This window comes from Pseudomonas sp. Xaverov 259 (genome assembly GCF_019352915.1).
Classification (GTDB): domain Bacteria; phylum Pseudomonadota; class Gammaproteobacteria; order Pseudomonadales; family Pseudomonadaceae; genus Aquipseudomonas.
This window is the reverse complement of record NZ_JAAAFV010000034.1, coordinates 103,828-112,905: the sequence shown is the minus strand read 5'-3', so window position 1 is coordinate 112,905 and position 9,078 is coordinate 103,828. Positions and strand designations below refer to the sequence as shown.

Below are 9,078 nucleotides of genomic sequence, written 5' to 3'. Positions count from 1 at the left end.
TTTTTGGTCCTTCAAAAAGTGACCCGCCGTCAGGGCGGAACCCTAAGCCGCCATCACCCAAATAACGGATATGTACACCAAAAAAATCACAGTGTTACCCGGTCAGTCGTCAAACCCGACCTGCTCATGAATCTCATCCACCTTCAACTCCAACCGATACGCCACGGCAATAAACAACGCCTGGCACAGGCACAAAGTGGCGCTCAAGGAGCGGAAGGCAAACGACGACCCCTCATTCACCAACAACACCGCGTTCGCCCGTTTGGCCAGGGGCGACAGGTTGCTGTCAGTGATGATCAGGGTCTTGGCCTGATGATGCTGAGCGATACGCAGGCAATGCTGGGTCTCTTTACCGTAGGGCGTAAAGCTGATCGCAATCACCAGGTCGTTGGCCCGCACGCTGCGCATCTGTTCGCGATAACTGCCGCCCAAACCCGAGATCAAGTGGATGCGCTTGTTGGTGTGCTGCAGGTTGTAGACCAGGTAATCGGCCACGGCAAACGAACGGCGCACACCCACCACGTAGATATTGTCGGCATTGACCACCAGGTCCACGGCCTTCTCAAAGGCCACATCATCCAGCTCCAACCCCAGGCGCTCGATGCCGGAGAGGGTGGCGTTCACGCACTCACGCGCCAGGTCGCCACCGCTGGCTTTCTGCGACTTGTTGGCGATCATGCTGCGGATGCGCTGCTGGTAGTTCTGCACCGGCGTGGTCTTGTGGGTGTAAGCCTCGCGAAACAGCGCCTGCATCTCGCTGAACCCACTGAACCCGAAGCGCTGGGAAAACCGCACGATGGCCGAAGGGTGCACTTCGCATTCGCGGGCGATGTCGCTGATGCGGTCGACCATGATGCGGTCGCTCTGCTGGCTCATGTAGCTGGCAATGCGTTTGAGCTGGCGCGGCAGGCTTTCGTATTCGTCCGTGATCAGCTGCAACAGGCGTTCGGCATTGATCGGAGGGCTGGCGACCGTATCTTCCAGGGTGGTCTCGGGATCGGTGCGGGACATGGGCAATCCTTCTGGCGTGTTCGTCTGATGCGCTGATGGGTGGCGCAAGTCTACAGGGTAGGCGCAAAAAAATACCTCGGCATCACGGCGCCCGTGGGCTGCTGAAACGATGCACGGCGGCTGGCATGCCATTATGCTGGCTTATTGGAAAAAATATTCCACTAAAAATAATTATGGAATAAATATTGATTGCCGCCGCTGGACGTTCTAGTCTGCTTGCACCAAGAGCGTGTGCCGTCACCACGGCGGCACCACGCAGGCTGATAAAAATAACAGGAGCCAGCATGGGCCAGACTCGTTTTGCCAGTGGGCGTCAATTGGATCTGATTTGCCTCGGGCGCCTGGGCGTCGACCTCTATGCACAGCAAGTCGGTGCGCGGCTTGAGGACGTGTCCAGCTTTGCCAAGTACCTCGGCGGTTCCTCCGCCAACATCGCCTTCGGCACCGCGCGGCTGGGGCTCAAGTCGGCGATGTTGAGCCGGGTAGGCGATGACCATATGGGCCGCTTCCTGCTCGAATCCCTGGCCCGTGAAGGCTGTGACGTGAGCGGCATCAAGGTCGACCCGGAACGCCTCACCGCCCTGGTATTGCTGGGGCTTAAAGACCGCGAAACTTTCCCCCTGGTGTTCTACCGCGAAAACTGCGCCGACATGGCCCTGCGCGCCGAAGACATCAGCGAAGCCTTTATCGCCTCCAGCAAAGCCTTGCTGATCACCGGCACACATTTCTCCACCGATGGCGTGTACAAGGCCAGCATCCAGGCGCTGGATTACGCCGCCAAGCACAACGTCAAGCGTGTACTGGATATCGACTACCGCCCAGTGCTGTGGGGCCTGGCGGGCAAGGCGGATGGCGAAACGCGGTTTGTCGCCGACCAGAACGTCAGCCAGCATGTGCAAAGCATTCTGCCGCGTTTCGACCTGATCGTTGGCACGGAAGAAGAGTTCTTGATCGCCGGTGGCAGTGAAGACCTGCTGACGGCGTTGCGCACTGTGCGTGAATTGACCCCGGCGACCTTGGTGGTCAAGCTCGGCCCGCAAGGTTGCACGGTGATTCACGGCGCCATTCCGGCACGCCTGGAAGACGGCGCGATTTACCCCGGCGTGCGGGTTGAAGTGCTGAATGTGCTGGGGGCCGGTGACGCCTTCATGTCCGGCTTCCTCAGCGGCTGGATCAATGACGCCAGCGATGAGCGCTGCAGCCAATTGGCCAACGCTTGCGGCGGTCTGGTCGTGTCCCGCCATGCGTGCGCGCCAGCCATGCCGACGCCGGCCGAACTGGATTACCTGTTCAACAGCCCGGTGCCCATCACCCGGCCGGATCAAGACATAACCCTGCAACGCCTGCACCGCGTCACGGTGCCGCGCAAAACCTGGAAGCAGCTGTTTGTGTTTGCCTTCGACCACCGCTGGCAGCTGGTGGACCTGGCACAAAAAGGCGGCCAGGACTTGTCCCGCATCAGCGACATCAAGCAGCTGTTTATCCAGGCCATCGAACGTGTGGAAACCAAGCTGGCGCAGCAGGGCATCGAAGCCGATGTGGGCCTGCTCGCCGACCAGCGCTTCGGCCAGGACGCACTGAATGCCGCCAGCGGCCGCGGTTGGTGGATTGCGCGCCCGGTTGAAGTGCAGAACTCACGACCGCTGGCGTTTGAACACGGCCGCTCGGTGGGCAGCAACCTGATCGCCTGGCCCCAGGAGCAAATCATCAAGTGCCTGGTGCAGTTCCACCCGGACGACGAGCCGATGCTGCGCCTGGAGCAAGAGGCGCAACTCAAGGCGGTCTACGAGGCTTCCCTGGTCAGCGGGCATGAACTGCTGCTGGAAGTCGTGCCGCCCAAGGATCACCCGTCGACCTATCCTGATGTGCTCTATCGCAGCCTCAAGCGCCTGTACAACCTGGGTATTTATCCTGCGTGGTGGAAAATCGAAGCGCAGTCGGCCGAAGAGTGGAAAAAGCTCGACGAACTGATCCACGAGCGTGACCCGTACTGCCGGGGTGTGGTGCTGCTGGGCCTGAATGCATCAGCGCAGTTTCTGGCAGATGGCTTTCAGCAAGCCAGCCAAAGCACCACTTGCCGTGGGTTCGCGGTGGGCCGCACGATCTTCCAGGAGCCCAGCCGTGCGTGGATGGCGGGGGAAATTGATGATGAAGGATTGATTGAGCAGGTGCAGGGCACGTTCGAACAGCTCATCAATGCCTGGCGCAGTTCCAGAAATTAAACACAGTCAAATGTGGGAGCGGGCTTGCTCGCGAAAGCGGTGTGTCAGGTAATACTTTTATAACTGAACCACCGCATTCGCGAGCAAGCCCGCTCCCACATAGAGCAGATCTAATCAGGCTTAAGTCAGATAAAAACAAAAGGTGCAGCCATGCCCGCAATCCGAATTGGCATTAACCCGATCTCCTGGAGCAACGACGACCTGCCGGCCCTGGGCGGTGAAACGCCGCTGAGCACAGCGCTTAGCGAAGGCAAGGAAATCGGCTACGAAGGTTTCGAACTCAACGGCAAGTTCCCCAAAGACGCCAAGGGCGTCGGTGATGTGTTGCGCCCTTATGACCTGGCGCTGGTCTCCGGCTGGTATTCCAGCCGGCTGGCACGGCGTTCGGTGGCCGAAGAAATCGAAGCCATCGCCGGCCATGTCGAGTTGCTCAAGCTTAATGGCGCCAACGTGCTGGTGTACGGCGAAGTCGCCGATTCGATCCAGGGCTCGAAGGTGCGCCTGATCGAACGCCCGCGTTTTCACAGCGAGCACGCTTGGCAGGATTACGCTGACAAGCTAACGGAGCTGGCGCGTTTCACCCTGTCCCAAGGCGTGCGCCTGGCGTATCACCACCATATGGGCGCCTACGTCGAATCCCCTGAAGACATTGACCAGCTTATGAAAAGAACGGGCCCGGAAGTCGGCCTGCTGTTCGATTCGGGCCATTGCTACATGGGCGGCGGCGAGCCCATCGAGGTCCTGCGCAAACACATCGACCGCGTCTGCCACGTGCATTTCAAGGACGTGCGCAAGCCGGTGGTGCAACTGGCGCGCAACCAGATGTGGAGCTTCCCTGACTGCATCGTCAACGGCACCTTCACCGTGCCCGGCGATGGTGATATCGACTTTGCCGAGTTGCTCGATGTACTGCTGGCTGCCCACTACAAAGGTTGGTTGGTGGTCGAAGCCGAGCAGGATCCGGCCGTGGCGCCCAGTTATATCTACGCCAAAAAAGGCTATGACACCTTGCGCGCGCTGCTCAACGAGAGGACTAAGTGATGAGCTTGTTGGTCAAAAGCAGCAAACGCGGGCAAACCATGGTGGCCCTCGAAGCAGGGCGCCTGGAGTACGTGGGCTTTGCCGCCTATCGACTGAGCCTGGGCGAAACCCTGCCGGTCACCGCCGGGGATCAAGAGCTGTGCCTGGTGTTGCTCAGCGGTCGCGTCAATATCGAAGGCGAAGGCTTCAACTGGCAGAACCTCGGTGATCGCCAGTCGGTGTTCGAAGACAAATCGCCCTTCGCCGCGTACCTGCCGCCAGGCACCGATGCGCAGATTAGCGCCTTGAGCGACGTGCAGATTGCCGTCTGCGCCGCGCCCGGGGCGCCTGGCTTTGAACCGCGCCTGATTCGCCCCGAGCAGTGCAAACGCAGCGTGCGCGGCAAAGGCGCGAACACCCGCTACGTGTGCGACATCCTGCCTGACAGCGAGCCGGCCCATTCGCTGCTGGTGGTGGAAGTACGCACGCCGTCCGGGCACTCGTCGAGCTACCCGCCGCACAAGCACGACACCGACGACCTCCCGCACCAGAGCTTTCTGGAAGAAACCTATTACCACCAGATCAACCCGCCGCAAGGCTTCGTGTTCCAGCGCGTGTACACCGACGATCGCAGCATCGACCAGGCCATGGCCGTGGAAAACAGCGACCTGGTGGTGGTGCCCAAAGGGTATCACCCGGTCAGTGTGCCGTATGGCTACGAATCGTATTACCTCAACGTGATGGCCGGGCCAAAACGTGCCTGGCATTTTCATAACGACCCGCAGCACAGCTGGCTGCTGGACCTCTAAACGGTTTTGGACGGAGAACAACAACAATGAAGTCGCCGCTACGTTTTGCCCTTAACCGCATGGTCGCACCCAACCTGTCCCTGCCGGACTTTATCCAGTTGGCTGCGGCGCTCAAGTGCGATGCCATCGAGATTCGCAACGACCTTAAAGGCCATGAAATCGAATACGGCACCCCGGCCAGCCGTGTGCGTGAATTGTGCGCGGTGCAGGGCATCACGGTGCTGTCGATCAATGCGCTGTACCCATTTGACGTGTGGAATGACGAGCGCCGTGCCCAGGCGATCAAACTGGCTACTTATGCCCGCGAATGCGGCGCGCAAGGCTTGGTGATGTGCCCGCTCAATGAACGCGGCGACACCCGCAACGAAGCCCAGCGTGCCGCCGGGTTGCGCACGGCGCTGAGCGAGCTGGCGCCGATCCTGCGCGAGTACGGCATCCTCGGGTTTATCGAACCGTTGGGCTTCGAGGAATGTGCCCTGCGCCGCAAACGCGTGGCGGTGGATGCAATCCAGTCGATTGGCGGCCTGGATGTGTTCCGCCTGGTGCATGACACCTTCCACCACCACCTGGCCAGCGAGCAGGAGTTCTTCCCGCAACTGACCGGGCTGGTGCATATCTCTGGCGTGGAAGACGCCGAAGCGCCGCTCAATTCGATTCGTGACGGCCACCGCGTGCTGGTGGGCGAGGGCGATATCCTCGGCAACGCCGCGCAGATCGACACCTTGCTCAGCAGCGGGTACGGCGGTTACCTGTCGTTTGAGCCGTTTGCCGAGAGCGTGCATGGGTTGGCGGATATCCAGCAGGCCATTGGGGCCAGTATCGCCCATTTGAAAAAAATCTAGGATTCAACACGGATTAACGTGTGGGAGCTGGCTTGCCTGCGATAGCGGCGTGTCAGGCGCCAAATAGTTACCTGACAGACCGCCATCGCAGGCAAGCCAGCTCCCACATTGAAGCAGTGTTAATCAACCCAATTGCATTCACACAAGGTGCAAGTGATGACCACAACAAGACTGACCATGGCCCAGGCCCTGGTGAAGTTCCTGGATAACCAATACATCGAAGTCGATGGCGTGCAGAGCAAGTTTGTCGCCGGTGTATTCACGATTTTCGGTCACGGCAATGTGCTGGGCCTGGGCCAGGCGCTGGAGCAGGACAGTGGCGACCTGGTGGTGCATCAGGGCCGTAATGAGCAAGGCATGGCCCACGCTGCCATCGGTTTCGCCAAGCAGCACCTGCGGCGCAAGATCTATGCGTGCACCGCCTCGGTAGGCCCGGGTGCGGCGAATATGCTCACCGCTGCGGCAACCGCCACGGCCAACCGGATTCCGCTGCTGCTGTTGCCCGGCGATGTGTACGCCAGCCGCCAGCCGGACCCGGTGTTGCAGCAGATCGAGCAATTCCACGACCTGAGCATCAGCACCAACGATGCCTTCCGTTCCGTGAGCAAATACTGGGACCGTATCAACCGCCCTGAGCAGCTGATGACGGCGGCGATCCATGCCATGCGCGTGCTCACAGACCCGGCCGAAACCGGCGCCGTGACCCTGGCGCTGCCGCAGGACGTGCAGGCCGAAGCCTGGGACTACCCGGATTATTTCCTGCAAAAACGCGTGCACCGCATCGAGCGGCGCCCGGCCACGGCGGCGATGATCGGCGATGCACTGGCGGCCTTCCGGGGCAAGCGCAAGCCGCTGATTATCTGTGGCGGCGGGGTCAAGTACTCCGGCGCGAATGCTGCGCTGCAAGCATTTGCCGAACGTTTTGATATTCCCTTCGCCGAAACCCAGGCGGGCAAGAGTGCGGTGGTGTCCAGCCACCCGTTGAACGTCGGTGGCATCGGTGAAACCGGCTGCCTGGCGGCCAACCTGCTGGCGCCCGAGGCGGACCTGGTCATTGGCATCGGCACGCGTTATACCGACTTCACCACCTCGTCCAAGTCGCTGTTCAAGCATGCCGAGGTGAAGTTTCTCAACCTCAATATCAGCCCGTGCGATGCGTTGAAACTCGACGGCGTGCAAGTGTTGGCCGATGCCCAGGTTGCCCTCGAAGCGTTGGCCGATGCCTTGGGCGACTACCGTGCCGGCTGGGGCGAGCAAGTCCGCGACGCCAAGGCGCAGCTGGACGCGGAAGTGGCTCGCGTGCACCAGGTGGAATACCACGGCGACGATTTTGTGCCCGAGGTGGATGACCATCTGGACCGCGCCGTATTACGCGAATTTATCGAACTGACCGGTTCGTGCCTGACCCAGAGCCGTGTGCTTGGCGTGTTGAACGACACCCTGGCCGACGACGCGATCATCGTCGCCGCCGCCGGCAGCCTGCCCGGCGATTTGCAACGCGCCTGGCGCAGCAAGGGCGTCAACACCTACCACGTCGAATACGGCTATTCGTGCATGGGCTACGAGATCAACGCCGCCCTCGGTGTGAAGCTGGCCGAGCCGAGCAAGGAGGTGTATGCGCTAGTCGGCGACGGCTCCTACATGATGCTGCACTCGGAGCTGGCCACCTCGATCCAGGAGCGACGCAAGATCAACGTGGTGCTGCTCGACAACATGGCCTTCGGCTGCATCAACAACCTGCAGATCGGCAACGGCATGGACAGCTTCGGCACCGAGTTCCGCTTTCGTAACCCCGAAAGCGGCAAGCTCGACGGCGGGCTGGTGCCGGTGGATTTCGCCATGAGCGCGGCGGCCTATGGCTGCAAGACCTACAAGGTCAGCAGCGTGGAACAGCTCCAGGCGGCCCTGGCCGATGCGCGCACGCAAACGGTGTCCACGCTGATCGATATCAAGGTACTGCCCAAGACCATGGTCCACGGCTACCTGTCGTGGTGGCGGGTGGGCGTGGCGCAGGTATCCACCAGTGAACGTACGAACGCAGCCGCGAAAAAACTCAATGAACAGCTGGCCAAGGCCCGGCAGTACTAATAACAAGAGGAGTTGTGTATGTCGTTAAAGCTTGGAGTGATTGGCACTGGCGCAATCGGCCGTGACCATATCCGTCGTTGCAGCCAGACCTTGCTCAATAGCCAGGTGGTGGCGGTAACCGACATCAACCTTGAGCAAGCCGCCAAGGTTGTCGCTGATCTGAAGCTTGCCGCCGAGGTCTATGCCGATGGCCATGCGCTGATCAACTCGCCGCAGGTCGAAGCCATTCTCGTCACGTCCTGGGGGCCGAGCCACGAAGAGTTCGTGCTGGCCGCCATCGCCGCCGGCAAGCCGGTGTTCTGCGAAAAACCGCTGGCGGTGACCGCGCAAGGCTGTCGCAAGATTGTTGAAGCCGAAGTGGCCTACGGCAAGCGCCTGGTGCAAGTGGGCTTTATGCGCCCGTATGACGAAGGTTATCGCGCCCTCAAGGCCGTGATCGACAGCGGCCAGATCGGCGAGCCGCTGATGCTGCATTGCGCACACCGCAACCCGACGGTGGGCGAGAACTACAAGACCGATATGGCGATCACCGACACCTTGATCCATGAGCTGGATGTGTTGCGTTGGCTGCTCAATGACGACTATGTGTCGGTACAAGTGGTGTTCCCGCGCAAATCGAGCAAAGCCCTGGCCCACCTGCGCGACCCGCAGATCGTGCTGTTGGAAACCGCCAAGGGCACGCGCATCGACGTGGAAGTGTTTGTGAACTGCCAGTACGGCTACGACATCCAGTGTGAAGTGGTGGGGGAGACCGGCATTGCCAAACTGCCGGAGCCTTCGCAGGTGCAAATGCGCAGTGGCGCAAAGCTGTCGAATGCCATTTTGATGGACTGGAAGGACCGGTTTATCGGGGCTTACGACGTGGAATTGCAGGCGTTTATCGACAGCGTGCGTGCCGGGCAAGTCGGCGGGCCGTCGGCGTGGGATGGTTTTGCGGCGGCGGTGGCGGCGGATGCGTGCATCGAGGCGCAGAACAGTGAGCAGATTGTGAAGGTGAGCTTGCCGGAGCGCCCGCACTTCTACGGCTAATCACAATCTGCCCGGTGGAATGCAGTCAGAGTGGGAGCGGGCTTGCCTGCGATAGCG

Annotated in this window: 8 protein-coding genes; 6 read left to right on the top strand and 2 right to left on the bottom strand. The window is 60.7% G+C overall.

The genetic code is table 11. The annotated features are described in order from the left end of the window. Nucleotides 1–102: 102 nt before the first annotated feature. Nucleotides 103–1,011 carry a MurR/RpiR family transcriptional regulator gene (locus K0H48_RS16590; protein ID WP_138815817.1) on the bottom strand — a complete coding sequence of 303 codons (909 nt, stop codon included), beginning with the start codon at nucleotides 1,009–1,011 and terminating at the stop codon, nucleotides 103–105. 82 nt (nucleotides 1,012–1,093) lie between these two features. Further along, nucleotides 1,094–1,297, bottom strand: coding sequence for a hypothetical protein (locus K0H48_RS16585; RefSeq protein ID WP_141722670.1), 204 nt, complete (start codon nucleotides 1,295–1,297; stop codon nucleotides 1,094–1,096). On the opposite strand from K0H48_RS16585, the gene iolC reads away from it, so the two are divergent. The 6 genes from iolC to K0H48_RS16555 all read left to right on the top strand — a co-directional run bounded on the left by iolC (nucleotide 1,296) and on the right by K0H48_RS16555 (nucleotide 9,021). Then, entirely contained in the window at nucleotides 1,296–3,233 is a 1,938-nt protein-coding gene (gene iolC, locus K0H48_RS16580; RefSeq protein WP_219268292.1) for a 5-dehydro-2-deoxygluconokinase, read from the top strand. The two genes, K0H48_RS16585 and iolC, sit on opposite strands and share 2 nt — an antisense overlap. 150 nt (nucleotides 3,234–3,383) lie before the next feature. Continuing rightward, nucleotides 3,384–4,274 (top strand): myo-inosose-2 dehydratase, encoded by an 891-nt coding sequence (gene iolE / locus K0H48_RS16575; RefSeq protein ID WP_219268291.1) that lies wholly within the window; start codon nucleotides 3,384–3,386, stop codon nucleotides 4,272–4,274. After that, the gene (gene iolB / locus K0H48_RS16570; RefSeq protein ID WP_219268290.1) at nucleotides 4,274–5,062 is read left to right on the top strand and encodes a 5-deoxy-glucuronate isomerase; all 789 of its coding nucleotides are present in this window, start codon (nucleotides 4,274–4,276) and stop codon (nucleotides 5,060–5,062) included. Before iolE ends, iolB begins: the two co-directional genes overlap by 1 nt. 26 nt (nucleotides 5,063–5,088) lie before the next feature. Then, nucleotides 5,089–5,904 (top strand): TIM barrel protein, encoded by an 816-nt coding sequence (locus K0H48_RS16565; RefSeq protein ID WP_219268289.1) that lies wholly within the window; start codon nucleotides 5,089–5,091, stop codon nucleotides 5,902–5,904. Nucleotides 5,905–6,060: 156 nt separating this feature from the next. After that, nucleotides 6,061–7,992 carry a 3D-(3,5/4)-trihydroxycyclohexane-1,2-dione acylhydrolase (decyclizing) gene (gene iolD, locus K0H48_RS16560; RefSeq protein WP_219268288.1) on the top strand — a complete coding sequence of 644 codons (1,932 nt, stop codon included), beginning with the start codon at nucleotides 6,061–6,063 and terminating at the stop codon, nucleotides 7,990–7,992. Nucleotides 7,993–8,010: 18 nt separating this feature from the next. Continuing rightward, on the top strand, nucleotides 8,011–9,021 hold the full coding sequence (locus tag K0H48_RS16555; protein WP_219268287.1) for a Gfo/Idh/MocA family protein: 1,011 nt from the start codon (nucleotides 8,011–8,013) through the stop codon (nucleotides 9,019–9,021). Nucleotides 9,022–9,078 lie beyond the last annotated feature (57 nt).